The 25,237-nt window shown below is 61.8% G+C and carries 20 protein-coding genes; 10 read left to right on the top strand and 10 right to left on the bottom strand.

The window, feature by feature from the left end; translation table 11 throughout:
- Positions 1-99 precede the first annotated feature (99 nt).
- Positions 100-2,319, bottom strand: a complete 2,220-nt coding sequence (locus M1D34_RS03105) for a TonB-dependent hemoglobin/transferrin/lactoferrin family receptor (RefSeq protein ID WP_498780611.1) — start codon at positions 2,317-2,319, stop codon at positions 100-102.
- A gap of 210 nt (positions 2,320-2,529) precedes the next feature.
- Between M1D34_RS03105 and M1D34_RS03100 the strand changes: the two genes are divergently transcribed.
- A complete protein-coding gene (locus M1D34_RS03100) occupies positions 2,530-3,423 on the top strand; it encodes an extensin-like domain-containing protein (RefSeq protein WP_498780609.1) in 894 nt (297 codons plus the stop codon).
- A gap of 161 nt (positions 3,424-3,584) precedes the next feature.
- On the opposite strand, the gene M1D34_RS03095 is transcribed toward M1D34_RS03100, so the two are convergent.
- The 8 genes from M1D34_RS03095 to M1D34_RS03060 form a co-directional block, all read right to left on the bottom strand.
- Positions 3,585-5,291 (bottom strand): formate--tetrahydrofolate ligase, encoded by a 1,707-nt coding sequence (locus M1D34_RS03095; protein ID WP_498780607.1) that lies wholly within the window; start codon positions 5,289-5,291, stop codon positions 3,585-3,587.
- Positions 5,292-5,354: 63 nt separating this feature from the next.
- Positions 5,355-6,578, bottom strand: coding sequence for a DUF2333 family protein (locus M1D34_RS03090; protein ID WP_010969904.1), 1,224 nt, complete (start codon positions 6,576-6,578; stop codon positions 5,355-5,357).
- A gap of 3 nt (positions 6,579-6,581) precedes the next feature.
- The gene (locus M1D34_RS03085; RefSeq protein WP_498780604.1) at positions 6,582-7,871 is read right to left on the bottom strand and encodes a DUF6638 family protein; all 1,290 of its coding nucleotides are present in this window, start codon (positions 7,869-7,871) and stop codon (positions 6,582-6,584) included.
- 216 nt (positions 7,872-8,087) lie between these two features.
- Entirely contained in the window at positions 8,088-8,492 is a 405-nt protein-coding gene (locus tag M1D34_RS03080) for an endonuclease domain-containing protein (protein WP_028010484.1), read from the bottom strand.
- 112 nt (positions 8,493-8,604) lie between these two features.
- Positions 8,605-10,521, bottom strand: coding sequence for an AAA family ATPase (locus M1D34_RS03075; protein WP_498780602.1), 1,917 nt, complete (start codon positions 10,519-10,521; stop codon positions 8,605-8,607).
- 3 nt (positions 10,522-10,524) lie between these two features.
- A complete protein-coding gene (locus M1D34_RS03070; RefSeq protein WP_498780600.1) occupies positions 10,525-11,673 on the bottom strand; it encodes a hypothetical protein in 1,149 nt (382 codons plus the stop codon).
- Between the two features lie 61 nt (positions 11,674-11,734).
- Positions 11,735-12,823, bottom strand: coding sequence for a hypothetical protein (locus M1D34_RS03065; RefSeq protein ID WP_153313310.1), 1,089 nt, complete (start codon positions 12,821-12,823; stop codon positions 11,735-11,737).
- 160 nt (positions 12,824-12,983) lie between these two features.
- A complete protein-coding gene (locus tag M1D34_RS03060) occupies positions 12,984-13,571 on the bottom strand; it encodes a thymidine kinase (RefSeq protein WP_010969910.1) in 588 nt (195 codons plus the stop codon).
- 286 nt (positions 13,572-13,857) lie between these two features.
- Here M1D34_RS03060 and M1D34_RS03055 point away from each other — a divergent pair, with 286 nt between their 5' ends.
- The 8 genes from M1D34_RS03055 (at position 13,858) to ade (ending at position 21,976) form a co-directional block, all read left to right on the top strand.
- Positions 13,858-14,814: a choline ABC transporter substrate-binding protein gene (locus tag M1D34_RS03055; protein WP_153313309.1), complete on the top strand. Its 957-nt coding sequence runs from the start codon at positions 13,858-13,860 to the stop codon at positions 14,812-14,814.
- A gap of 156 nt (positions 14,815-14,970) precedes the next feature.
- Positions 14,971-15,816: a choline ABC transporter permease subunit gene (gene choW, locus M1D34_RS03050; RefSeq protein ID WP_003535852.1), complete on the top strand. Its 846-nt coding sequence runs from the start codon at positions 14,971-14,973 to the stop codon at positions 15,814-15,816.
- On the top strand, positions 15,813-16,862 hold the full coding sequence (choV, locus tag M1D34_RS03045) for a choline ABC transporter ATP-binding protein (RefSeq protein ID WP_498780596.1): 1,050 nt from the start codon (positions 15,813-15,815) through the stop codon (positions 16,860-16,862). The genes choW and choV overlap by 4 nt, the downstream gene beginning before the upstream one ends.
- Before the next feature lie 25 nt (positions 16,863-16,887).
- Entirely contained in the window at positions 16,888-17,631 is a 744-nt protein-coding gene (locus M1D34_RS03040; RefSeq protein WP_013844757.1) for a HugZ family pyridoxamine 5'-phosphate oxidase, read from the top strand.
- A gap of 118 nt (positions 17,632-17,749) precedes the next feature.
- Positions 17,750-18,094, top strand: a complete 345-nt coding sequence (locus M1D34_RS03035; protein WP_498780594.1) for an ArsR/SmtB family transcription factor — start codon at positions 17,750-17,752, stop codon at positions 18,092-18,094.
- A 145-nt stretch (positions 18,095-18,239) separates the two neighbouring features.
- Complete coding sequence (locus tag M1D34_RS03030) at positions 18,240-18,773, top strand: ATP-binding protein (RefSeq protein ID WP_010969916.1); 534 nt, start codon at positions 18,240-18,242, stop codon at positions 18,771-18,773.
- 89 nt (positions 18,774-18,862) lie between these two features.
- Positions 18,863-20,191 (top strand): omega-aminotransferase AptA, encoded by a 1,329-nt coding sequence (gene aptA / locus M1D34_RS03025; protein WP_498780591.1) that lies wholly within the window; start codon positions 18,863-18,865, stop codon positions 20,189-20,191.
- 87 nt (positions 20,192-20,278) lie between these two features.
- Positions 20,279-21,976 carry an adenine deaminase gene (gene ade / locus M1D34_RS03020; RefSeq protein WP_153313308.1) on the top strand — a complete coding sequence of 566 codons (1,698 nt, stop codon included), beginning with the start codon at positions 20,279-20,281 and terminating at the stop codon, positions 21,974-21,976.
- A 183-nt stretch (positions 21,977-22,159) separates the two neighbouring features.
- Here ade and bglA read toward each other — a convergent pair whose 3' ends face one another.
- The gene (bglA, locus tag M1D34_RS03015) at positions 22,160-23,803 is read right to left on the bottom strand and encodes a beta-galactosidase BglA (RefSeq protein WP_027990605.1); all 1,644 of its coding nucleotides are present in this window, start codon (positions 23,801-23,803) and stop codon (positions 22,160-22,162) included.
- A gap of 134 nt (positions 23,804-23,937) precedes the next feature.
- Here bglA and M1D34_RS03010 point away from each other — a divergent pair, with 134 nt between their 5' ends.
- Positions 23,938-24,855, top strand: a complete 918-nt coding sequence (locus M1D34_RS03010) for a sugar kinase (RefSeq protein WP_498780589.1) — start codon at positions 23,938-23,940, stop codon at positions 24,853-24,855.
- Positions 24,856-25,237: the final 382 nt, after the last annotated feature.

Below are 25,237 nucleotides of genomic sequence, written 5' to 3'. Positions count from 1 at the left end.
CGCGGCTTGCGATGGCGCGCAAGCGGGAAAAAAGAGGAAGAGAGTGAGAAAAGGCGGCTAACACGAGCCGCCTTTAGACCGTCGGAACTTGCTGAATGATCAGAAGCGTTGCGTCAACGAGACTTTGAACGTGCGTCCCGGTTCGGAATAGAATGCTTTGCCCGCAGCCGGAGGTGTCACGTCGCGAACCGAAATCGCATCATAGTATTCTTTGTCGAACAGGTTGTAGATACCAGCACGCATCGTCAGCCCTTCGACCTTTTCCGGCTTCCACCAGCCGGTGAGATCAAATATCCCGTAACCAGGGGCTCTGAAACTGGCGTCTGATTTATACGATACTTCCTTCGCTGCGATCATAGCGAGTTCCGTTCCCCAGGTTTCGGCCTCATAGCCAACCGCAAGGACACCTTTAAGAGGCGCTACGGAACCGAGGCGCTCGTTGGTACCCAGGTCTTTTCCCCGCCCATACGTCACAGAGCCCCGGAGAGTCACGCCGAAGTCGAAGACCTTGTGAGCGGCGAGTTCGACGCCGGATATCTGCACGCGATTGCGGTTCATATACTGCGTGACGCCAAAGGGATAGTTGATCGGATCCTGAACCGGTGCATCCACAGAATCGATGAAATTGCGATAGCGATTGTAGAATCCGGTGATACGGCCACCGAAATCGGAGTCGCCGATGTTCGCACCGACCTCGATACCACTGCTCGTTTCCGGCTTCAGATTCGGATTGCCGAGCCGGAGGTAAGTACCCGGTGCACCGTAATCGAGGTACAGCTCGGTTGCCTCCGGCTCACGGAAAGCCATCGCCCATTGCGCAAATAGCTCGATGTTATCTGCTGCCTGATACTTGGCGAGCAGCTTGGGTGACAAGGCATCGGCATCCTGTCCATCGGGCAAACCGTTGTAGTTCGGATTGCGTGTGTAGGCGGCGGTTTCCTGTGGCGAATGCTCATACCAGTCGTATCGAAGACCAGGCGTAAGGGAGAAACCGGTTTCTCCGAATGCTATCTCATCCTGAGCGAAAATGCCGAAACGCTTGCTGTCGACATCGGGCATGTCGGACTGGTTGGTATGAAGGAAGTTGCACGAATCGCGCGGCGGGAAGGGTCCAGGCCCGCAGTTGTCCTTACCGGATGAATATTGCGTCACTGTATTGATGTAAAAGTCCCCGCCCAGCGTAATCGTGTGGTGGAAGTAACCGGAATCGAAACCATTTTCGACATAGCCAGCACTTCCAAAGCCACGATCCTCGACTTCGCTCAGACGCCGGTAATCACCGATTGGCCTGGAGTACCGCGTGCCGTACGTTCCGTTCTCACGCACGAGATCCTGCCAGTAGAATACGGCATTGGCCGAGTCGAACAGCGCGCCATCATCCGTGGCCTCGAACTCGTAGTTCAGCGAGATGCGATCGCGCTCGTTGACTTCAGTGCCGTTCCACTCGCCTGGTCGATAGGACGACCCGGTCTGCGCGCGCCGAAGATCGATGTCTTTGTCACGATCGAAACGTTCGCCGGTCAGCGTAAAGCTATGGCCGCTGTCCGTGTACTGTTTCACTTTAATAAGCAGATTCTTTTGGTCGAAATCTGCCGGGTTAGCCTCCGTTCGGGCGGATCCATAGCTTCCATTATTGCCGCTGGTCTGGAGCTCGTGTCCTTTTCTGTAGCCTCCCTGGACTAAAATCGCAGTGTTGTCGTAGCGCGCAGCCACGGCGACGGAGCCACCAAGGCTCTCGTCGTCGCCGTCATAGGCGAACTTGAAGATACCACCCCAGCTTTTGCCCTCGCCAATCAGATCTTCCGGATCGAGCGTGCGCAAAACCACTGCGCCGGCGAGTGCGCCACCACCGGCACGACTCGAATCCGCCCCGCGCACGATGTCTACGCTCGACAACTCATTGAAGTCGAAGCTGTCGATGCCTCCGTCTGCATCCCGTGCACCATCATCGAGAAACGGTATTGCGATGCCATCAATGGTCGTCAATACGCGTGGGCCGTCGAGGCCACGGATGTTGACGCTACCGTTGGCCCGATTGAAGTACACACCTGGCTCAAGCGTCCTGCCCAGGTCTTCGAAGCTCGTCACCTGGTTATCATCGATTTGTTCTTCGGTGACGTGCGAGGCGAGCGGTGTATCTGCCACGCCCTCCTTCCCGCCCCCCTTCACGGAAAGCTTCTTCAATACCGTCACGCGCCCCTGCTTTTCGGCGGCTCCCTCTGACCCTTCAGTAGATTGCGCATGAGTAAGTGTTGCCCCGGCTAGGGTGACGAATGCCGTGCAAGCCAAAAGCGCCAGGCGATGATGCCGGTTGAGCATGGACCAGTCCTTTGAAAGTGTTGGCCGGGCTTGCTGTTGAGCGGCGAACTCAAGGGCTGGCTGGGCAGTGCGGAATTGGGCAAGGCGATCTATTTGCGCCTTATTTTCGTCACATAAGAAAACATGAGTGTGATTGTCAATATAAATCTAGGGGTCCGATCTTCATCTCCATAGCCTGCGAACCGCCCTCGTCCTCAGTTTCAGCACAATTTGAAACAGGATCGTTTCTTCGTGCGTTTCGTCGACTGGGGCCGCAGAGAGATGGAGAGGACCTGCATGCGCCACGCCGGGATAATTTTGATCGTCACGTTTTTCGTTTCGGGAGCAACGCTGCCCGAACGGGGTCCGATGCCTTTGGCGCGACCCTCGAGCGGCGATGATCAGCCGACGCCCAAGCCCGCCACGCCGCCGGCGAATGGTGCCGATGCAGAGGAAAAGTCCAATGGTCGGGCGGGGAATGATGCTCGCGCCGACGGGGATCTACCCCCGGGCTGGAAGGACGACGCCCTCGACGCCGTGCCGGTCCTGGTGATCGAAAAGGAAAACCCGCAGGAATATGCGTCCTGTCTCTCCGAACTCAAATCGCTCGGGAGCAGCTTTTCCGAAGTAGACCGCATCGATGACGACAAGGGGTGCGGCATCGACAAGCCGATCGAGGTCCGCGCGATCCTGCCGGGCGTGACCCTGAAGCCCGAGGGAGTGATGCGCTGCGAAGCCGCGCTGGCGCTGGCCCGCTGGACCAAGGAGACGGCGGCCCCGGCCATGAGCAGCGCCTTCGGCCCCGAGATCCGCATTACCGCCTTGAACCAGGCCTCGACCTATGTCTGCCGCCTGAGGAACAATGCAGACGCCGGCAAGATCTCCGAACATGCGCGCGGCAACGCGGTCGATATCGCCTCGTTCACTCTCAGCGACGGCAAGACCGTCGAGATCCAGCCCCGCGACGAGGACGGAACCCTTACCGGCGCATTCCAGCGGGCGGTCACGGCGTCGGCCTGCCTTTATTTCACGACCGTGCTCGATCCGGGGAGCGATGCGGCGCATGAAGACCACTTGCATCTGGATGTCATCGAGCGGAAAAACGGGTACCGCTATTGCCGTTGAGGGGGTGCGGCCGCCCCTCATCCGGCCTGCCGGCCACCTTCTCCCCGTTTTCACGGGGAGAAGGACACAAGCGGCGCCTCCTTCGTCCCCTCTCCCCGCCTGCGGGGAGAGGGCTAGGGTGAGGGGCAGCCTGGGAGAGGAGCAGCCCAGCTCTAATCACCTCAGAACAACCCCTCAATATACCCCTGCTCGTTCAGCCGGATCCGCTCCGAAGAAGGCACCTTCGGCAGGCCGGGCATCGTCATGATCTCGCCGGTTATCACGACGATGAAGCCGGCCCCGGCGGCCAGCCGAACCTCGCGTATCGGCACGGCGTGGCCCGTCGGTGCTCCGCGCAGGTTCGGGTCGGTGGAGAAGGAATATTGGGTCTTCGCCATGCAGATCGGCAGATCGCCATAGCCCTGGTCTTCCCAGGTCCGGAGCTGTTCGCGCACCAGCTTGTCGGCGATCACCTCGCTTGCGTGATAGATGTCCTTTGCGATCGTCTCTATCTTCTGGAAGAGCGGCATCTCGTCGGGGTAGAGCGGCGAAAATTGCGAATGGCCGGCATTGGCGAGGTCCACGACCTTGTAAGCGAGCTCCTCGATGCCCGCCGACCCCTCGGCCCAGTGCTTGCACAGAACCGCTTCGGAACCGAGCGTTCTGACATAATCCTTGATCGCCCGGACCTCGGCCTCGGTATCGGAGGTGAAATGGTTGATCGCGACGAGCACCGGTACGCCGAACTTCTTGACGTTCTGGATGTGGCGGCCGAGATTGGTGCACCCCTTCCTGACCGCCTCGACGCTCTCTCTCCCGAGGTCTTCCCTCTTCACGCCGCCGTTCATCTTGATCGCGCGGACAGTCGCGACGATTACGGCGGCATCGGGCGTGAGCCCTGCCTTGCGGCACTTGATGTCGAAGAATTTCTCGGCGCCGAGATCGGCACCGAAGCCCGCCTCGGTTACCACATAGTCGGCAAGCTTCAACGCCGTCGTGGTGGCCACGACCGAATTGCAGCCATGCGCGATATTGGCGAAGGGGCCGCCATGGACGAAGGCGGGGTTGTTCTCGAGCGTCTGCACCAGGTTCGGCTGCATCGCGTCCTTGAGCAGTACCGCCATTGCCCCATCCGCCTTGATGTCCCGGGCGAAGACCGGGCTCTTGTCACGACGGTACCCGATAATGATGTTGCCGAGCCGCTTTTCGAGATCCTTGATGTCCATAGCCAGGCACAGGATCGCCATGACTTCCGAGGCGACGGTGATGTCGAAGCCGGTCTCTCGTGGATAGCCGTTGGCGACGCCGCCGAGCGAGCCGACGATCTGGCGAAGCGCCCGGTCGTTCATGTCCATGACCCGCCGCCAGGCGATGCGGCGAATGTCGATCGCCTGCTCGTTGCCCCAATAGATATGGTTGTCGATCAAGGCGGAGAGCAGATTATGCGCCGACGTGATCGCATGGAAATCGCCGGTGAAATGGAGATTGATGTCCTCCATCGGCACAACCTGGGCGTAACCGCCGCCCGCCGCCCCGCCCTTGATACCGAAGCAGGGACCGAGCGACGCCTCGCGGATGCAGACGATCGCCTTCTTCCCGATGCGGTTCAAGCCGTCGCCGAGGCCGACGGTCGTCGTCGTCTTGCCCTCGCCCGCCGGCGTCGGGTTGATCGCCGTCACCAGAATGAGCCGGCCGTTCCTTTTCTCGTTTTGCGCCGCGATGAATTCGGCGCTGACCTTGGCCTTGTCATGGCCGTAGGGAAGCAGATGCTCCGGCGGAATGCCGAGCTTCGCGCCGACCTCCATGATCGGCTGCTTGCGCGCGGCGCGCGCGATCTCGATGTCGGACTTTACCTCTCCCACGGCTTCCCCCCAGTTTGCCTCGCGCATCCCGCCTCCTCCGCGAAAATGCGCAAGTTCCGTTTCCTATCGCTTACGCTGACATGCCGCCCGTCAACGGGCAAGAATATCGCGCATCTCCACGAGGTTCGATCGAACCCGGAGGATGTAGAAGCCCATCGTCGCCAGGTGCGTCGGCATGATCCAGCCGTCCTCGCGCCCGTTCGAGATGATGAGCGGCTGGATCCTGAGTGCCGCGCGAAGCTGCTTCATCGTTTCGGTATAGATCGGCGCCAGGCCACGTTGGGTGACGACATTCTCGAAATCGGCGCCGGCGGCCGAGAGAATGCCGTAATAGCCGTAGAGCTGGCCGAAGGCGAACCAGAAGCGGTCGTCCGCCCGCGTGTCGAACCAGCCGCCATTGTGGAACTCCGAACGTTCGCGGATGATCGCCGAGGTATTGCCGAGATCGTTCGCGACCCGGTCGAGGAACTCGACCATGTTGTCGGATCGGCCGTCGAAGATCGCTTCGCACTTGCCGAGCGAGACGTTGAACTTCCTGAGATCGCGCATAGCCGAGCGGTAGAAGCTCGGGGTCGGGGTTTTGGGGCCGAAGGGGTTCAGGCCGAAATACCAGGTTTCCTCGTCGAACTGGATGCTTCCGCGCGCGTTCTGGAGCTCGTTGTTGACCCCCGACGTGCCACGGACGCGCCCAAGCGAATCGACGAGTTCCACCGACGTGCGGCGCACCGCCTGGTTGACGCCGCGCTGGAAGGACGCCTTGTTGTCGAGCCAGGGCGTGTCGTCCCAGTCAATCCCGAAAAAGCCGAGCTTGTAGCCGAGCATCGACGATATCCAGGCATTCTGATTGACATTGAGGTCGATGAGGTCGGCCGCCACGTCGACGATGGCCGAAGTCTGGCAGACCGTCCCGGCCGGAAGCTGGGCCACGGCAAGGGCTTCGGTCGTACTGTCCGCACCGGAAGGAGCGACCGCGGCGGCCTGGTTTGCGTCAGCCGCCGAGCCTGACTGTCCCGTTGTTGCCCCCGGACCGCTGACGGGTGAACCGGCCGGCGTCCTGCGGTCGGCGAGCTTGTATCGGTCGACATAGTCCGGGTCGAAATTCGTCCAGGCTTGCGTCTGCCAGACAAAGTAGGCGTAGAAGAGCACGAGGCAGAGGAGGATCAGGCCGATCGGCCCCTTGATGATCCAGCTTCGTCCCCGATACCAGTTGCCGAGCGCGACGAACGGCCAGAGAAGCCACGCCACCGCCAATCCGATGCCACGGCCGATCGCGGTGAATACACGCTGGAAGAACGCAACGATCGGATCGAACATGTTTTATTCCTCTTTGAGACCGTAAAGCTTGTGACGGAAGGCGGCCTTGTCCTTGAGATATGTGCCGGTCAGTGTCGCAACAACATATTCGCGGAACTTTTCGCTGTAGCCCTCATAGGCTTTGTAGAAGCCTTGCTTGTCGAACACGAAGCGCGAGACGAAATCGCGCGGGACGAGTTCGGAAACCAGGCGGTTGACGAGCCATTGATCCGGATGCTGCGGGGCGGCCCGGACGAGCAGGAACCGGTTCTCCGGGGCGACGTCCTGCATCCTGACCGTGCCCGTCGCGGCGATCGCCCGCGCCATTTCCTGAAGGAAGGGGTAAATCCCGTCGCGCGCCACGAGCGCCGCATTGCGGTGGATCCAGGTCTGCAGCCATATCCGGTCGACATTCATCAGGTCCGCATTCGGGTCGGCGGCGTCGACGAGCCCGCGGATCACCATGTCCGCGCGATGCTGGAACAGACCGGACTCCTGCACCCAGGATGCCTGCGGCAATTGCAGCCGGTTGGTCGTCGCCAGAAAGTCATAGATGCGGGCGTGGTCGGTTATGGCGATGTAGCTCACCTGCCAGGGCCGCGACCGGCGGAAACCGGGCACCGAGGGGTCGCAGATGACAGTCGTCGTCTTCTCGTCGAGGAAGACGTAGACGCCGCCGAAGTGATTGGCCCAGAAGGCCTCATGGCGGAAGACGAGTTCGTCCGGCACGAGCACGTTCTGCCTTATGTCGCCGGTCGTCCTGGCGAGTTCGACCATCCGATCGAGCATCGCGTCGTCCGCCCAGGCGTTCGGCACCTTTTTCAGCCGGTCCACGAGCTCGCGCAGTTCGGTCGCCTTGCCGAGCATGTCCTCGGCCGAAAGCACCCGGAAGCGGACTTCGTTGATGGAAAGCAGATCGTCAATGTCCTCGACGACCGAGACCGAATCCTCGATCTCGCCGTAGAGCGCATCCTTGATGGTGATCGCGTTGATCGCGCGGCCATTGGCGTTGAAGAATTCGTGCATCAGTGCCGCAGTGTTGGAGAAGCTCGTGTGCACGACCGGCAGCTCCGCCTGCGCCGGCGTCAGGATGATGAAGCGCCGGTTGACCCGGTTCGGATCCAGATAGTCGCGGTCGCCGATTTCCTCGGCGATTTCGGGTGAGAAGCCGGTCATGTCGATGCTGAACCGCTGGAGAGCCGTCGGTTTCAGCCCGAAGCCTTTGAGAGCCTTGTTGTAGCGCGCGACGAGATGCGGCTCGGAAATATCAAGCAGCCGTCCATAGATGAGCTCCGCTTCCAAAAGGCGCTTCATGCGGCCATGCTCCTCAGCGTTCTGCCCCTCACCTTTTGCCCCTCACCCTAACCCTCTCCCCGCAGGCGGGGAGAGGGGACGAGATCCCATGGGCGCGTTGTCGGGTGCGGTCGAACACAACGGCGTCCCCTCTCCCCGCGCGCGGGGAGAGGGTTAGGGTGAGGGGCAATAGGCTGAAGAGAGGGGCAGACCGAGACGCCAAGTTCAACACCCGACTCATCTCTTCTTCTCCCCCGGAATGAACGTCAAATCCGCACTCCTCACTTCCCGCACCAACCGCTTCTCGAGCACCGCCACGATCGTCTCCAGTACCGCGGCGCGGTCATTGAAGATGTCCGTATTCCAGAAGCGGAGCACACTCCATCCATTCATGACCATGAACTTGTCGCGCCTCGCATCGCCGCTGCCGATCTGATGCTGACTGCCGTCGACCTCGACGACCAGCCTCTCATCACGGCAGGCGAAATCAGCAAAGTAAGGACCGATGGCGACCTGCCGGACGAACTTGAAGCCGTTTAGACGCCGGTCTCTCAGCTCCGACCAAAGGAGCGCTTCTGCATCGTTGTCGCTTTGCCGCAGACCTCTCGCGCGTTCTGTCTTGCGTTCGTTCGCTCCTCTCATTTCTTTTGGTCCGCCCTCTTGCCCCTCACCCTAGCCCTCTCCCCGCGCGCGGGGAGAGGGCTAGGGTGAGGGGCAGCCCCGAGGTGGAGGGCAAATGCCGCGAACACAACCGTCATCCCTGCCACCTGCCCTCGCGCTTCATCGTCTCGATCTCCCGGACCGCCCTCTCGCGCTGGCGCTCGCGGCGGATGATCTCGCCGACGGCCGCATCGTCGGATTTGTCGGTGTAGCGGAACTCGCTATCGGCATAGCGGTTGATTTCCTGCAGCACCATGTCGATGGTGATCGGGCCTCGCAGTTCCTCGATCATCGCCTTCTTCTCGTCGTAGGGCCTATGCATGAACGAGCCGGCGTCCTTGAACCAGTCGTCGGGCAGTTCGACGTCCATGGCCCTCAGCTTGACGGCATCGGTGATGTTCCTGATCGCGCGCCCGGTGAAGCGGGGTTCCGCCTCCTTGATCATGTGCAGATAGGCGCCGACATCGGCGAGCGTGGCGATCTTGCCCTTCTCCTTCTGATAGCGTTCCCAGACCGCGGCAAGCCCCTCCTCCTGCGGCTGCGCATGCGCGGCATAGGATTGCGAGACGGCGCGCTTGATCTCCTGACCGGCATAGAGATCATGCTCGCCGAGCGGGATCTGGTGGTTCTTGCCGACGAGCAGCGCGAAGATGTCGATATAGTCGTCCTCCGTCTGCGGCCCGTCGACCAGCCAGCGCGCGCCGGCGCGCTGGCGCAGCGCCTCGTCGACATTCTCCGGATGGTTGGAGAACATGCCGAAGGTGCAGTTGCCGCGCACCACCGTCGAGGCGCCGGCGAAGCTCTCCATCAGCACCGCCGTCACCTCGTGCTGACCGGCCGAGGCACGGTCGTCGGAGCGCTTTGCCGCCACCTGGTCGACATCGTCGATCGTGCCGAAGCCGATCGCCCGCGGGTTCACGACATTGTTGACGAATTCCTTGCAATTCTGCCCCGATTTGCCCTGATAGGAGGAAATCTGGTCGACGCCGAAATTCTCGTAATGGAAGGGATAACCGGCGATGCCGCAATATTCGTGCAGCATGCCGGCGAGCATCTGGATCAGGATCGTCTTGCCGGTGCCCGGCATGCCGTCGCCGATGAAGGTGAACAGAAAACCGCCGAGTTCGACGAAAGGGTTCATCTGCCGGTCGAAGTCGTAGGCCATCAGCATCTTGGCGAGCTTCAGCGCCTGGTACTTGGCGATGTGGTTGCCGATGATCTCCTCGGGCTTCTTGAAGGTCATCACCAGCGGCTTGCGCTTCTGCCCGGGCGCGACGTCGAAACCGTTGAGCGTGAAATCGTCCTGGTCGAGCCGGATGTGCACGCTCTCGAAATTCTGCAGACCGGTGAAACGCGCCTTGCGCGCAATCAGCCCCTCGATCGCGATGCGGGAAAAGGCCCGGGCCCGTGCGACCAGCGCGAGCTCGTCCGGCGCACCGGCAATGCTGCGGTCGAGACCGGCAACCATGGTTTTCAGCGCATCCTGCGGCGTGTCGAAAAGGAAATCCGGCTCTGCGGCATCGTCCACCGGCTCGCCCTCTCCCTGCAGCGTCGCGCCGAGATAGGCGGCAAGCGTGAAGGCGGCGATATAGGCCGAAGCAGAGAGCAGCGCTTTGAAATGAGCCGCATCCTCGCCGGTCAGCGGCGCGGTGGCGTTACGCGCCTGCAATTGTTCAAGGTTGGTCTGCCGCGCGAAGACATCGGCAACGGCCATCGCCACCTGGATACCGCGGCGGGTGCGATAGAGTACCGAATGCTGCGCCGGCGACAGGAGCGGATCGGCGCTGCGAACCGCCTGGATGGTGCGTGCGAGTTCGACCTCGCGGCTGCGGCGCTGACCGCCGGTCGAGACCGTCGAGACGAAACGGCGCCCCGTTCCTGCCAGCGGTGTGGCGGCGGCGCCATCGTCCCGCTCGACAATGGCAAGCTTGGTGACCAGGCTCTGCGCCACCGCCTGATGTCTGGCGATCTCGTCCTCATGCAGCGTCGTCAGCCCTGTGTTCAATGCCATGGCTCAGACCTCGCTCACCACCTGGTTGCCGGATATGACATGCACCTTGTAATCGCCGAAGACCTGGGCGGCCTCGCCGGAGGCATAGAGCGCCTGGTACGCGTCATGCGGCACCAGGGCATGCTTCTCGTAAGCGCTGACCCCCATGCGCGCCGCCTCCAGATCGGCGGTGTCGATGTGAAACTCCTCCTGCGCCTGGGTGGAGGACCAGAAGCCGCGCGTCGCCGGCCGCTCCGCCTTCGAGAAGACTTCCTGCACCGTCCAGGTGAGCAGCCACGCATTCTCGGTCTTGCGCACCCTGGAGAGAATGTCGTTGATCCTCGCATTGTTCTCGGTGATGCCCGCCGAATAGAAGGGGCCGAGCACGATCCGCCGAAGCTGCTTCGGATGCAGTTCCGGGAAGTCCCTGTCGAGATTGGTGGCGATCGTCACCGGCGTCAGCGAATAGGTGCTGTTCTTGGAGGCGAAATCGTCAAAACGGCTTGCGAGCTCCGGATTGAGCAGGCCGCCGACCGGCAGCGGAATCTGGACGTCCGGATTGAGCTTGCCATCCTCGGTCACCAGCATCTCGACGATATTTTCCGAGGAATCCTCGATCGTCGCCATATAGATCATCGGCAGCGTCTGGCTGCCGTCGAACGCGCCCCAGGAAACGACGTAAAAGGGCCGCATCGTCTTCGAATTGACCGCGACCCGGATCGTCTCCGGCAGCACGAACGGCGAAAAGATATCCCCCTTGCCGATCTGCTCCAGATAGAGCCTTTCGGCCATGCGCGCCTGAAGCGCCTCGGGGAACACCTTCTGCCTCAGGATGAAATCGACCATCTCCTCGCGCAGCGCATCGGCGGAAGGAATGCTCGCAAGCCGCTTCTCCGCATTCTGCCGGTCGTTCTCGAGTTCCAGCACGTTCTGGAAAACGGGAAAGCCGCTTTCGGCGCGCGAGATGCGAAACTGTTCGACGAAACCGATCCGGTTTTCCCAGCAGGCGATCGAGGCTTTCAGCCGGGCAAGATAGGGAACGATGATCTCGCCGACGACTGTGTCACGGTAAAGCGGCGAATTGCGGTCTCCGAGGAAGAGCTCGAGCCCTGCGAGCGCCGCGCGGATGGAGCCGAAATATTGCCTGACGGCCGGAGAAATGGCGGTATTCATGGCAGCTCTCCCGGCCAATGCCGAAAGGCGGTCGGAAATCGGGTCATTGCCGTCTTGCCGATCACTGCTTCACATAATTTGCGGCATTATGCTTGTCCATCACCGTCTGGAAGCGGCGCGCGAAGGCGTCGTCGGCGAGTTTCTTGCGCCGCTGGATATCCTGCGTCGCAAGCATGTTCTTTTCATGCATCTCGAGCAAGTCGCCGATGTGGCGCTGCGCGGCCGCGCCGATCCCGGCCATGGTCTCCTCGGCGGCCGTGTCCACCTGGCTGCCGAGCGTGTTGATCTTGTGTGCCACGTCCTGCTGCGCAGCCGTCTTCAACGAATCTTCCAGCGCCTTGTAGAGAACGATGCGCTGTTCCGTGTCGATGGTCAGCTTGTTGATCAGCGTGTTCTGGGCGGCGATCTGGTTGTTCAGCGAATCGACGAAGGTCTGGAACATGGCCGTGTAGCGTTCGAGCGTCTGGCTCTCGGCCAGAAGCTCCTGCTCCTTCGCCTGCTTTTCGTTGTATTCGGTCGCAAGCTGCGAGCGCTCGCCCTCGAGGTCGGTTCGGGTCTTCTGGTCTGTCGAGGCGGCGATCCTGTTCTCGATATCGAGCAGCAGCGGGTTGAGCTCTTCGATCCGCTTCTGCGTCTGTTCCAGCGCCGCCATCGTGCCCTTGCGGCGCTCGATCACCTGGATGAGGCTCTGCTCGGAGGTCTTGTATCGCTGGTCGAGGATCGCCTTCTGGTCCTTGAGGATGCCGACGATGGTGTCCGATTTCGAAAGCAGTTCCTGCAGGTTCCCTGCAAGCGACATGTTGCGCACGCGATCGGTGCGCAAGCGCTGCATCTTCTGCCTTGAGAAGATGCCGATGAACTTCTCGTAGCCGGTATAGCTCTTCATGCTCTCGAACTCGGCACCGAAGACATTGGTCGCGTCTTCCAGTCCGATGATCAGATCGGCGATGTTGGCTTCCATCACCTTCTGCTGGTTGACGACGTCCTGGATGCGGGCGTTCTCGATATCGAAATTGACGTCGCCGAGCCTGGTGTCCGCCTTGGCGAATTGCTCGAGAACGACGCCGGACTGCTCGAGCTTGCTGCGCATGTCCTTGACGACGGTTCTGGTCTTCTCGATCTCCGTATCAAAATTCTGCAGCGTCGCCATTGCCTTCTCCCCTCAAGCCAGCCAGCAGTGCACGCCGGACCGTTTCAGCCCTTGATTGCACTTATATAAAGGATGTTTAGCACGGAACGACAAGGGCGGTGGCCGCTTTTTCGAGTGCAGGGCAGCAGGGCCGGTGCATCGCCGCCGGTCGGCTTGCGCGTCAGCCTTCGCGCATCCGGTCGTCCCAATGGCGACGGCAATAGGAGACGTACTTCTCGTTGCCGCCGACATCCACCTGCGCGCCCTCCCGCATGACCTTGCCGCGGCCGTCGAGGCGGACGACCATCGTTGCCTTGCGCCCGCAATGGCAGATGGTCCTGACTTCGCGCAACTCATCCGCGATAGCGAGCAGGGCCATGGAGCCGGGGAAGAGCTTGCCCTGGAAGTCCGTCCTCAGGCCATAGGCCATGACCGGAATGCCGAGGCGATCCGCCACACGCGCCAACTGCCAGACCTGATCTTCACCGAGGAACTGCGCCTCGTCCACGAAGACGCAGGCGATTTCACCGGAGCCGTCGCCGTTCAGGCGCTCGATCAGCCCATGGAGATCATCCTCTGCGCGGAAGGGGATCGCCTCCGATTCCAGCCCGATGCGAGACGCGATGCGACCCTGGCCGGCGCGATCGTCGAAGGCTGCTATCAGCATCACGACGCGCATGCCGCGCTCCTGATAGTTGTAGGCGGCCTGCAGGAGCAGCGTGCTCTTGCCGGCATTCATCGTCGCATAGCTGAAATAAAGTTTGGACATGGTCCCATCTCCGGACATCGTGCCCGCTACATGACGGGGCACGCGTCCGATGACCAGAGCATCCCGCAGCGACTCACAGTTTTCGGCAAGGACGCACATGCTTTGGCCCGCAAGTGCTGATCGGTTCGGCGGGCCGGCATTTCGCGGGCATTGCGACATCAGGCGTCGCATTGTGCATCCCGTTAATGTACTGAGGCAATACACTTCTTTAAACGCCAGGGCGCTTGAATTCGCGCTTCATTGGTGTTTGGCTAAAAAAAGAACACAAGGCAGGGGAACGACGACGATGATAAGGACGCTTTCTCTCAAATTCATGCTGGCGGGAGCCGTTTGCATGGCAACCCTGACTGCCGGAAGCGCTTTTGCAGCCGAGCCGGAAAGCTGCGGCACCGTCCGCTTCTCCGACGTCGGCTGGACCGATATCACAGCGACGACGGCGACCGCGACGACCATCCTCGAGGCGCTCGGCTACGAGACGGACGTGAAGGTGCTGTCGGTGCCGGTTACCTACACATCGCTGAAGAACAAGGACATCGACGTCTTCCTCGGCAACTGGATGCCGACCATGGAAGCGGATATCGCCCCCTACCGCGAGGATAAATCCGTCGAGACGGTGCGCGAAAACCTCGCAGGCGCGAAATACACGCTTGCGACCAATGCCAAGGGCGCGGAGCTCGGCATCAAGGACTTCAAGGATATCGCTGCCCACAAGGACGAACTCGACGGCAAGATCTACGGCATCGAACCGGGCAATGACGGCAACCGCCTGATCATCGACATGGTCGAAAAAGGCACCTTCGATCTCAAGGGCTTCGAAGTCGTCGAATCCTCCGAGCAGGGGATGCTGGCCCAGGTCGCCCGCGCCGAAAAGTCCGGCGACCCGATCGTCTTCCTCGGATGGGAACCGCATCCGATGAACGCCAATTTCAAGCTCACCTATCTTTCCGGCGGCGATGACGTATTCGGCCCGAATTACGGCGGTGCGACGGTGCACACCAATGTGCGCGCCGGATACACGACCGAATGCCCGAATGTCGGCAAGCTTCTCCAGAATCTCTCGTTCTCCCTCCAGATGGAGAACGAGATCATGGGCAAGATCCTCAACGACGGTGAAGACCCGGAGAAAGCTGCGGCCGGGTGGTTGAAGGACAATCCGCAGAGCATCGAACCCTGGCTTGCGGGGGTCACGACCAAGGATGGCGGCGACGGGATGGCCGCGGTCAAGGCCGCCCTCGGCCTCTGATCGGCGGCAGATCACGCGTAGCATTTTGAATTGCTGCATGTTCCATGCTCAAATCGGCTCCGATATGGGAAATGCAGTGAGGCGGGGAAACACCCCGCCTTTTTTCCACCGGTCTTCCGACCTGAGTGTTGACCCTGGCAAGAGGGACCCTGTTTCGTGGAATTCCTGACTGAAAACCCCATCCCGATCGGCGCCTGGGCGAAGTCTTTCGTCGACTGGCTGACGACGAATTTCAACCTGTTCTTCGACCAGCTCGCCAATGTGCTTTCGGCGATCATTTCGGTCCTGCTCTACATCCTCCAGACGCCGCACCCGCTTATCATCATCGCCGTCGTGACGGCGCTCGCATGGTGGTTCCGGCGCTCCCTCGGCATTGCCGCCTTCACCTGTCTCGGGCTGCTCCTGATCGTGAATCAGGGCTATTGGCAGGAGACTACGGAGACGCTGGCGCTGGTCCTTGCGGCAACCTTCGTCAGCATGGCCGTCGGCGTGCCCCTCGGCATAGCTGCCGCGCGCCGTGCCTGGATCTACTCGATCATGCGGCCGATCCTCGACCTGATGCAGACGATCCCCACCTTCGTCTACCTCATTCCGGCGCTGATCCTTTTCGGACTGGGAATGGTACCCGGGCTGATCGCCACCGTCATTTTCGCCATCCCCGCGCCGATCCGGCTGACGCGGCTCGGCATCATCTCGACGCCGCCGGCGCTGGTCGAGGCCGCCGAATCCTTCGGCGCGACGCCCTGGCAGGTGCTGCGCAAGGTCGAACTGCCCTTCGCCATGCCGCAGATCATGGCGGGCCTGACCCAGACCATCATGCTGTCGCTCTCGATGGTGGTGATCGCGGCGCTCGTCGGTGCCGACGGACTCGGCGTGCCTGTCCTCAGGGCTCTGAACACGGTAAACATCGCCAGGGGATTCGAGTCCGGTCTCTGTATCGTCATTCTCGCGATCGTTCTCGACCGTCTTTTCCGCTCGTCCGATGAAGGAGAAGGCGCATGAGCGACGCCGTCGTTTTCAAGAACGTCGACATCATCTTCGGCAAGAACCCGCAACTTGCCGTGCAGATGGTCGACCAGGGCAAGACGCGCGACGAGATCGGTGCAGCCACGGGCCTGGTGCTGGGCGTGGCCGGCGCTTCGCTGACCATCAATGAAGGCGAGATCCTCGTTCTGATGGGTCTGTCCGGCTCCGGCAAGTCGACGCTGCTCAGGGCCGTCAACGGCCTCGCGCCGGTCGTGCGCGGCGAGGTCCAGGTCAAGACCGCGAACGGATCGCTGAACCCCTATCGCTGCAACGCCAAGTCGCTCCGCGACTTCCGCATGCATACGGTCTCGATGGTGTTCCAGCAGTTTGCGCTTCTGCCGTGGCGAACGGTGGCGGACAATGTCGGGTTCGGGCTCGAACTGGCCGGCGTTGCCGATGCCGAACGAAGAAAGCGAGTCGGCGAGCAGCTTGAACTCGTCAACCTGGCCAAGTGGGCGGACCGCAAGGTCAACGAGCTCTCGGGCGGCATGCAGCAGCGGGTCGGCCTCGCAAGAGCCTTTGCCACCGGCGCCCCGATCCTGCTGATGGACGAGCCGTTCTCGGCTCTCGACCCGCTGATCCGCACGCGCCTCCAGGACGAACTGCTCGAATTCCAGCGGCGGCTGAAAAAGACGATCATCTTCGTCAGCCACGATCTCGACGAGGCCTTCCGCATCGGCAACCGCATCGCCATCATGGAAGGCGGAAGGATCATCCAGTGCGGGACGCCGCAGGAGATCGTGAAGAAGCCGGCAAATCAGTACGTGGCCGATTTCGTCCAGCACATGAACCCGATCACCATGCTGACGGCGAAGGATGTGATGCAGACCGGCGTCGGGCGAGCCGCCGCCAATACCGGCGTTTCGGCAACGGCCAGGCCCACCACGCCGCTCGTCGATATTCTCGACGCCATGTCGCGCCAGCCGGGCAGCATAGGTGTGGTCGACAACGGCTCCGTCGTCGGGACCATCGACGCGCAAAACATCGTCGAAGGGTTGACGCGCCACCGCAACAAAGGTTGACGCGGCCCGCCGGAAGGAGGCGATCATGAGCGAGAAACCCAATGTGCTGCGCGAGACGGACGAGGAAGCACGCAAGCTTGCCCGGGTGCTTCTTCGTTCGGCGAGAAGCGGCGCGCTTGCCGCGATAGAGCCGGCGAGCGATGGTTTCCCCTTCGTCAGCCGTGTACTCGTGGGCATCGATATCGACGGAACGCCGGTCATCTTGGTGTCGCGGCTTTCGACCCATACTCAAGCGCTCACGGCGGACCGGCGTGCTTCGCTGCTGACCGGCGAGCCGGGCAAAGGCGACCCGCTCGCCCATCCGCGACTGACGGTCCAGTGCGAGGCGGAGGCTGTCCCGCGGGATTGCGCGCTCCACCTGCGTCTTCGCGAACGATTCCTTCGCCGGCACCCCAAGTCCAAACTCTATGTCGATTTTCCGGACTTCGGCTTCTTCCGACTCAACCCATTGCGGGCAAGCCTCAATGGCGGCTTCGGCCGCGCCTATGTGCTGACGGCTGAGGATCTTGCCATCGCGTCACCGGCCGCGGCCGCGATCGCGGAGATGGAAGGCGGCGCGATCGAGCACATGAACGCCGATCACGCCGAAGCCGTGAGATATTATGCAACCACTCATTGCCGCGCACCCGAAGGCGACTGGAAGATCGTCGGCATCGATTCGGCAGGGCTCGACCTGTCGGACGGCGACCGTCTGCGCCGCCTGGAGTTTGAGACGCCCCTTGCCGACGCGGCCGAATTACGGCCAATTCTAAAAAAACTTTACCGTTAATCGCATCTTAGCTACCCCCATTTCTTGCAGGGGGTGGTTGCCCTTTTATGCATCACGGCTAATTATCGTGCTTCATCAATCATAACTACGTGTGATGAATTTTCGCATGGAGCACACGATGCAGCCTCTTCCGCCTGAAAAACACGAGGACGCCGAGATAGCAGCCGGTTTCCTTTCGGCCATGGCAAATCCGAAACGCCTGCTCATCCTCGACTCTCTCGTCAAGGGGGAAATGGCGGTTGGCGCCCTGGCCCATAAGGTCGGGCTGAGCCAATCGGCTCTTTCTCAGCACCTTTCGAAGCTTCGTGCGCAGAATCTGGTCAGCACCCGTCGTGACGCACAGACGATCTATTATTCGAGCTCGTCCGACGCCGTATTGAAGATTCTGGGCGCACTATCCGACATTTACGGCGACGACACCGATGCCGTGGAAGAAAAGCCTCTCGTTCGCAAATCGGCGTAATCTCCCAAGACGTCCTTCGACCGAACAGCACCGCCTCCTCAAGCCCCGCCGATCCGATCGCGGGGCTTCATTTTTGGCGGGTGAGCAGCCTTCTCCTCCGTCCTGTCGCTGACTGGCCCGCAGCATCGTGCTACATGATCGCGCCATGAACCTTGAAAGCGAAATTCTCGTCCTCACCGGGCCACCCGGCTCCGGAAAGACCACGACAGCGCAGGCGCTCGCCGCAGAGCCCGGATCGTCGAAGGTCCATCTTCACTGCGACGACTTCTGGCATTTCATCAAGAACGGGGCGATCCCACCCTATTTGCCTGAAGCTCACCAACAAAACGCCGTCGTCGTCGATGTGCTGACGAAAGTGGCCGCAACCTACGCACGTGGCGGCTATTTCGTCGTTGTGGACGGGATCGTCGGACCGTGGTTCCTGGAACCGTTCAGGAAAATAACGGCACCGCTCCACTACGTCGTTCTGCGTCCGCCGCTCGATGTAGCCATCCGGCGCTGCCAACAGCGCGGCGGTGACACGTTGACCGACCCGGTGCCCATCGCAGCGCTTCATCAGCAACTCTCATCGCTCGGCCCCCTTGAACGGCATGTTCTCCCGACCGAAGGACACACCCGGGAGGACACGCTGAGTGCCGTGATCCAGGCCGTGAAAAGCGGATCGTTTCGCCTGGCTTGACGCCCATCGGCGGGCTGATAGTTTGACCAGCGGGTAAAGAATCCGGCCTGGCAAATCCGGATTGCCGGGACTCGACGAGGAGGAAACACATGTCCAACCGCCTGAACACCACGCCCAACGATCTCAGCGCTTTCTGGATGCCGTTCACGGCGAACCGGCAGTTCAAGAAGGAGCCGCGGCTGTTCGTCGACGCCAAGGACATGTATTACACCACCCATGACGGGCGGACGGTTCTCGATGGGACCGCGGGGCTCTGGTGCGTCAATGCAGGCCACTGTCGGCCGAAGATCACCGAGGCGATTCGCGAACAGGCGGGCGAACTCGACTACGCGCCGGCCTTCCAGCTCGGCCATCCGAAAGCCTTCGAGCTCGCAAATCGGCTGGTCGATATCGCGCCCGAGGGCATGAACCACGTTCTCTACACCAACTCAGGGTCGGAGTCGGTCGATACCGCCTTGAAGGTCGCTCTCGCCTACCACCGCGCCAAGGGCAATGGCTCGCGCTTCCGGCTCATCGGCCGCGAACGCGGCTATCACGGCGTCAACTTCGGCGGCATCTCGGTCGGCGGCATCGTCGCCAACCGCAAGATGTTCGGCACGCTGCTGACGGGCGTCGACCACCTTCCACACACGCACCTGCCGGCCAAGAACGCCTTTAGCCGCGGCGAGCCCGAGCACGGCGCCGATCTCGCAGCCGAACTCGAGCGCATCGTCACCCTGCATGACGCCTCGACGGTCGCAACAGTCATCGTCGAGCCCGTCGCCGGCTCGACCGGTGTTCTCATCCCGCCGAAGGGCTATCTCCAGAAGCTGCGCGAAATCTGCACGAAGCACGGCATCCTGTTGATCTTCGACGAAGTGATCACCGGCTATGGCCGTCTCGGCACGCCCTTCGCCGCTCAATATTTCGACGTGAAGCCCGATATCATCACCACGGCCAAGGGGCTTACCAACGGCGTCATTCCGATGGGCGCGGTCTTCGTGACATCGGAAATCCACGATGCCTTCATGACCGGGCCGGAACACCTTATCGAGTTCTTCCACGGCTACACCTATTCGGGCAATCCGATCGCCTCGGCAGCGGCACTCGGAACGCTGGACACGTACAGGGAAGAAGGCCTGCTGACGCGCGCCGCCGAGCTTGCCCCCTATTGGGAGGAGGCGCTGCACTCGCTGAAGGACTGCCCGCATGTCATCGACATCCGCAATATCGGACTGATCGGCGCGGTCGAGCTCGAGCCGATCGCAGGGGAGCCGACGAAGCGCGCCTTCTCGGCCTTCTTGAAGGCCTATGAGAAAGGCCTCCTGATCCGCACCACGGGCGACATCATTGCATTGTCGCCGCCGCTGATCATCGAAAAGCGACAGATCGACGAGCTTTTCGACAAGCTGCGCGACGTGCTGAAGAACAACATCTGACGCGTTCCTCACCAGCTGCGAAGCCCTTTCCCCGGATCCGGGGAGAGGGTTATTGTCGTGAATCAACATCAAGGGCGAGGTGCACACATGTCCGAAGCGCTGGAGCGTCTCATCGATCAGGGCGTCGGCCGTGAACCGGCAGACATCGTGCTCAAGGGCGGGCGGTTCTTCGATCTCGTCACCGGCGAGCTCGTCGCCTCCGACATCGCCATCTCGGGCGAGCGCATCGTCGGTACCTGCGGCGACTATGAGGGCCGCGAGGAGATCGACGTTACCGGCCGCATCGTCGTTCCCGGCTTCATCGACACGCACCTCCACATCGAATCGTCGCTCGTTACCCCGCACGAGTTCGACCGCTGCGTGCTGCCGCTCGGTATCACCACTGTTATCTGCGATCCGCACGAGATCGCCAATGTGCTCGGCACCGAAGGCATCCAGTATTTCCTGGATTCGGCGATGGAGACGGTCATGGACATCCGCGTCCAGCTCTCCTCCTGCGTGCCGGCGACCCACCTGGAGACGTCCGGTGCCGACCTGCCGGTCGGGCGCCTCACGCCCTTCCGTCATCACCCGAAGGTAATCGGCCTTGCCGAATTCATGAACTTCCCGGGTGTGGTCAACAAGGATCCGGTTTGCCTCGCCAAGCTAGATGCTTTCCAGGACGGGCATATCGACGGCCATGCTCCTCTGCTCCGCGGCAAGGAACTGAACGGCTATCTCGCGGCGGGGATCCGCACCGATCACGAATGCACGAGCGCGGAGGAAGCGCTCGAAAAGATACGCAAGGGCATGCACATCCTCGTACGCGAAGGCTCCGTGTCCAAGGACCTGCAGGCCCTCATGCCGATCCTCACCGAGCGGCTGTCGCCCTATCTGGCTCTCTGCACCGACGACCGCAATCCGCTCGATATCGCCGAGCAGGGCCACCTCGACCATATGATCCGCACGGCTATAAGCGCCGGCGTCGAGCCGCTCGCCATCTATCGCGCCGCTTCGATTTCCGCCGCGCGTGCCTTCGGCCTGCGCGATCGCGGCCTCGTAGCACCTGGCTGGCGCGCCGACCTCGTCGTCGTCGACAGCCTGGAAAACTGCAAGGCCGAACTCGTCCTTTCCGCCGGGCGGCGCGTTACGGATGCACTCTTCGCCGGACGCAAGCCGGTCGAACCGGTGGGGCTCGACAGCGTCAAGGCACGCGAAGTCAAGGCCGCGGACTTCGGCCTCCCCTACAACGAAGGCGAGACTTCGGTGCTCGGCGTCCTGCCCGGAAAGATCATCACCGAACACCGCCGGTATCGCCTGCCCGCCGAAGGCAACCGGACCGGCGTCGATCTCGACCGGGACATCATCAAGGTTGCCGTGATCGAGCGCCACGGCGTCAACGGCAATCATGCCAATGGCTTCGTCCAGGGCTTCGGCCTGAAGAAGGGTGCGATCGCGTCCACCGTCGGGCATGACAGCCATAATATCTGCGTCGTCGGCGTCAATGACGACGACATGGCACTTGCCGTCAATCGACTCGGCGAGATCAAGGGCGGCTTCGTCGTCGTCCATGACGGCAAGGTCACCGGCGAGATCGCCCTGCCCGTCGCCGGCCTGATGAGCCTCGAACCTTACGAGCGCGTGCGAGACACCCTGCACCATCTGCGCCAGGCCGCCTTCGCCCTGGGCGCCACGCTGGAAGAGCCCTTCCTGCAACTCGCCTTCCTGCCGCTGCCGGTGATCCCGCATTTGAAGATTTCCGACCGCGGGTTGGTGGATGTGGACAGGTTCATGCTGATCGGGTGACGGTCGAGGCGCGGCATCCGGAAAGCCCCCTCTGGCCAGAGGGGGTGCCGCATTCACTGTCGCAGCGGCACCTCAACTCCACTAGAGCCCTTCACTGTTTCATGGAAAAACTGAAATGCTCTAACCGTTTGATCTAACGCACTTCCGGACGGAAAACCGTTACACACTTTTCCTGGAAGTGCTCTAACGCAACCTCCCGCAGAAAACGTCGAGCGCGGCGAGCTTGATCGCATTATCAGCGAAAACCGGTGCAAAACCGGGCATCGGATGCGGCTCGGCGACGAGCGTCGTCGGGAGGTGAAACGTCTGCGGCTCCTGGGTCAGGTTGAAGACGAACAGCAGCCGCTCATCGTCCTTTTCCCGCGTGAAGACCAGAAGGTCCTGGTTGGTGCCCAGGAAGATCATGTCTCCGTCGACCAGCGCGGACTGCGCCCGACGGAACCCAAGGGTCTGGCGATAGTGCTCGAGCACCGCCCCTTCCACGCCCTCCTGCGCGTCCACCGCCAGCATCCGGTGCCCATCGCGAACCGGCAGCCAGGGGGTTCCGGCGGAAAAGCCGGCATTCGACAGTTCTCTTTCCCAGACCATCGGCGTCCGGCACCCGTCACGTCCGGCGAAGGCCGGCCAGAAGCGGATGCCGTATGGGTCGCGCAATTCTTCGAAGGCAAGCTCCGCCTCCGGCAGGCCGAGCTCCTCTCCCTGATAAAGGCAGATGGTGCCCCGCAGGCTGGCAAGCAGCGAGATCGCAAGCTTCGCCACGCGCTCCCGGTCGGCCTCGCGCAGCGCGAAGCGGCTGACATGACGCATCACGTCGTGATTGGAAAAGGCCCAGCAGACCCAGCCGTCCGTCACCGTCGACTGGAAATTCTCGACGCAGCGGCGGAAGTGGCGCGCGGTGAATTCCGGTCCGAGCAGGTCGAAGGTATAGCACATATGCAGCTTGTCGCCGCCGCTCGTATAGGCGGCAACCGTCTGCAGCGAGCGTGACCCGTCCCCGACCTCCCCCACTGTCGCGCGGCCGCCATATTCATCGAGCACCGCCCGAAACCGGCGCAGAAAATCGAGGTTTTCCGGCTGCGTCTTGTCATATAGGTGGTCCTGCATTCCGTACGGATTGACCTCCGGCGCATCGCGGCTCGTCGCGTCCGGATCCGGCACCAGCGGTGGGTTGTCCCGCAGAAGCCGGTCGTGGAAATAGAAATTCGCCGTATCGAGCCTGAAACCGTCGACGCCGCGGTCGAGCCAGAAGCGGACCGTCGCGAGCACCGCCTCCTGAACCTCCGGGTTGTGGAAGTTGAGGTCCGGCTGCGAGGAGAGGAAATTGTGCAGGTAGTACTGCCGGCGCACCCCGTCCCATTCCCAGCCCGGACCGCCGAAGATCGAAAGCCAGTTGTTCGGCGCCGTGCCGTCCGGCTTCGGGTCGGCCCACACATACCAATCCGCCTTGGGATTGGTCCTGCTCGAGCGGCTTTCGACGAACCAGGGGTGCCGGTCGGATGTATGCGAGATCACCTGGTCGATGATCACCTTGAGCCCCAGCCGATGGGCCTCCGCCAGCATCTCGTCGAAATCCGCGAGCGTGCCGAACATGGGATCGACGTCGCAATAATCCGAAACGTCATAGCCCATATCCGCCTGGGGCGAGGTGAAGAAGGGCGAGAGCCAGATGGCATCGACCCCAAGCGAGGCGATATGGGGAAGCCGACGGGTGACGCCGCGAAGGTCGCCCATTCCGTCGCCGTCCGTGTCCTGGAAGGATCGCGGATAGACCTGATAGATCACCGCTCCGCGCCACCAGTTTTCGTCAGATCCCGATGCCGCCGGCATGCGCAACTCTCCATGATTGATTTAGCAATGCCAGATTTATCTTCACCGCTTCTTCGAGTAAACGCCGTCGTGAACATTCGCTTGCTCGCGCAGTGACATGCGCTTAATTCGGATCAGCGGAAAGGGAGGACTGAATGGCGGGGAAACTGCTTTCGATCGGCGAATGCATGGTGGAGCTCATGCAGGCGGAGCGTGACATGCTGCGCAAGGGCTATGCCGGCGACACCTTCAATACCGCCTACTACGCCCGGCTCTTCCTGCCGGCGGACTGGACGGTCGATTATTTCACGGCCGTCGGGACCGACACCGTTTCGGACGAGCTGCTGGCCTTCATCGAGAGCACCGGCGTCGGCACGGCGCACATCCGCAGGATCGAAGGCCGGACGCCCGGCCTCTATATGATCCATCTCAAGGACGGCGAGCGCAGCTTCTCCTATTGGCGCTCGACTTCCGCTGCCAAACTGCTCGCCGACGATCCCGATCGGCTGCGGGCGGCGATCGAGGCGGCGAATGTGGTGTTCTTCTCGGGAATCACCCTGGCGATCCTGTCGCCGGACGCGGCAGAAACATTGCTTGCGGAGCTTCGGCGGGCAAAGGCGGGCGGACGGCAGGTCGTCTTCGACCCGAACATCCGGCCGCGCCTTTGGGACGACGCCGCTCGGATGCGCGCGACGATCGAAGCCGGTGGCCGGGCGGCAACGATGGTGATGCCGAGCTTCGACGACGAGGCCACGCATTTCGGCGATGCATCAGTGGAAGCGACGATCGAGCGCTATCGGGCGCTCGGCGCCGAAAACGTTGCGGTCAAGGATGGTGAAAACGGCGTCACGCTAGATTTTACGGGTGAAGACCGGGTTCACGTTCCCGCCTCGCAGGTTTCCGCCGTCGTCGACACGACCAGCGCCGGCGACAGCTTCAACGGCTCCTTCCTCGCCCGTCTTGCCATCGGCGACAGTCCGGCTGATGCCGCCGCCTTCGCCGCCCGTATTGCGGCCGCTGTGATCGGCCACCATGGCGCGCTGATCGGACGGGAAAAGCTGCCGCGGGGTTAGAGCGGGATGACGAAAAGTGCGTGCGGTTTTCCGCCTGCATCCCGCGTCTCAACTTGTTGGAACCGAACACCTTCATGTTTCTAGTCGATCCGACCTAAAAACATCGTGATCTGGAGCGGGATCCGGGTGGGTATCAGCAATATCCCCTCTGCCCTGCCGCGCATCTCCCCCGCAGGGCAGATTGTCCCGAAGCAAGGCCCTGCCCTCGGTCTGCCCCTCACCCTAACCCTCTCCCCGCAAGCGGGGCGAGGGGACGAGTTCGCTTTGGTTCGTCGAGGCTGACGCAGATGCACAACCGTGTCCCCTCTCCCCGCGCGCGGGGAGAGGGTGAGGGGCAACGGGGGGGGTTCAGACCGCGGCTACCCAGAATCTGTCGACCATC

The sequence above is a fragment of the Ensifer sp. D2-11 genome, from assembly GCF_054161295.1.
This window is presented reverse-complemented; position numbering and strand designations above follow the sequence as displayed.

Coding starts and splice junctions, on each gene's coding strand:
- M1D34_RS03105 (WP_498780611.1), bottom strand. CDS start 2,319: ATGCTCAACCGGCATCATCGCCTGGCGCTTTTGGCTTGCACGGCATTC.
- M1D34_RS03095 (WP_498780607.1), bottom strand. CDS start 5,291: ATGCGCGAGGCAAACTGGGGGGAAGCCGTGGGAGAGGTAAAGTCCGAC.
- M1D34_RS03090 (WP_010969904.1), bottom strand. CDS start 6,578: ATGTTCGATCCGATCGTTGCGTTCTTCCAGCGTGTATTCACCGCGATC.
- M1D34_RS03085 (WP_498780604.1), bottom strand. CDS start 7,871: ATGAAGCGCCTTTTGGAAGCGGAGCTCATCTATGGACGGCTGCTTGAT.
- M1D34_RS03080 (WP_028010484.1), bottom strand. CDS start 8,492: ATGAGAGGAGCGAACGAACGCAAGACAGAACGCGCGAGAGGTCTGCGG.
- M1D34_RS03075 (WP_498780602.1), bottom strand. CDS start 10,521: ATGGCATTGAACACAGGGCTGACGACGCTGCATGAGGACGAGATCGCC.
- M1D34_RS03070 (WP_498780600.1), bottom strand. CDS start 11,673: ATGAATACCGCCATTTCTCCGGCCGTCAGGCAATATTTCGGCTCCATC.
- M1D34_RS03065 (WP_153313310.1), bottom strand. CDS start 12,823: ATGGCGACGCTGCAGAATTTTGATACGGAGATCGAGAAGACCAGAACC.
- M1D34_RS03060 (WP_010969910.1), bottom strand. CDS start 13,571: ATGTCCAAACTTTATTTCAGCTATGCGACGATGAATGCCGGCAAGAGC.
- M1D34_RS03055 (WP_153313309.1), top strand. CDS start 13,858: ATGATAAGGACGCTTTCTCTCAAATTCATGCTGGCGGGAGCCGTTTGC.
- choV (WP_498780596.1), top strand. CDS start 15,813: ATGAGCGACGCCGTCGTTTTCAAGAACGTCGACATCATCTTCGGCAAG.
- M1D34_RS03040 (WP_013844757.1), top strand. CDS start 16,888: ATGAGCGAGAAACCCAATGTGCTGCGCGAGACGGACGAGGAAGCACGC.
- M1D34_RS03035 (WP_498780594.1), top strand. CDS start 17,750: ATGCAGCCTCTTCCGCCTGAAAAACACGAGGACGCCGAGATAGCAGCC.
- M1D34_RS03030 (WP_010969916.1), top strand. CDS start 18,240: ATGAACCTTGAAAGCGAAATTCTCGTCCTCACCGGGCCACCCGGCTCC.
- aptA (WP_498780591.1), top strand. CDS start 18,863: ATGTCCAACCGCCTGAACACCACGCCCAACGATCTCAGCGCTTTCTGG.
- ade (WP_153313308.1), top strand. CDS start 20,279: ATGTCCGAAGCGCTGGAGCGTCTCATCGATCAGGGCGTCGGCCGTGAA.
- bglA (WP_027990605.1), bottom strand. CDS start 23,803: ATGCCGGCGGCATCGGGATCTGACGAAAACTGGTGGCGCGGAGCGGTG.
- M1D34_RS03010 (WP_498780589.1), top strand. CDS start 23,938: ATGGCGGGGAAACTGCTTTCGATCGGCGAATGCATGGTGGAGCTCATG.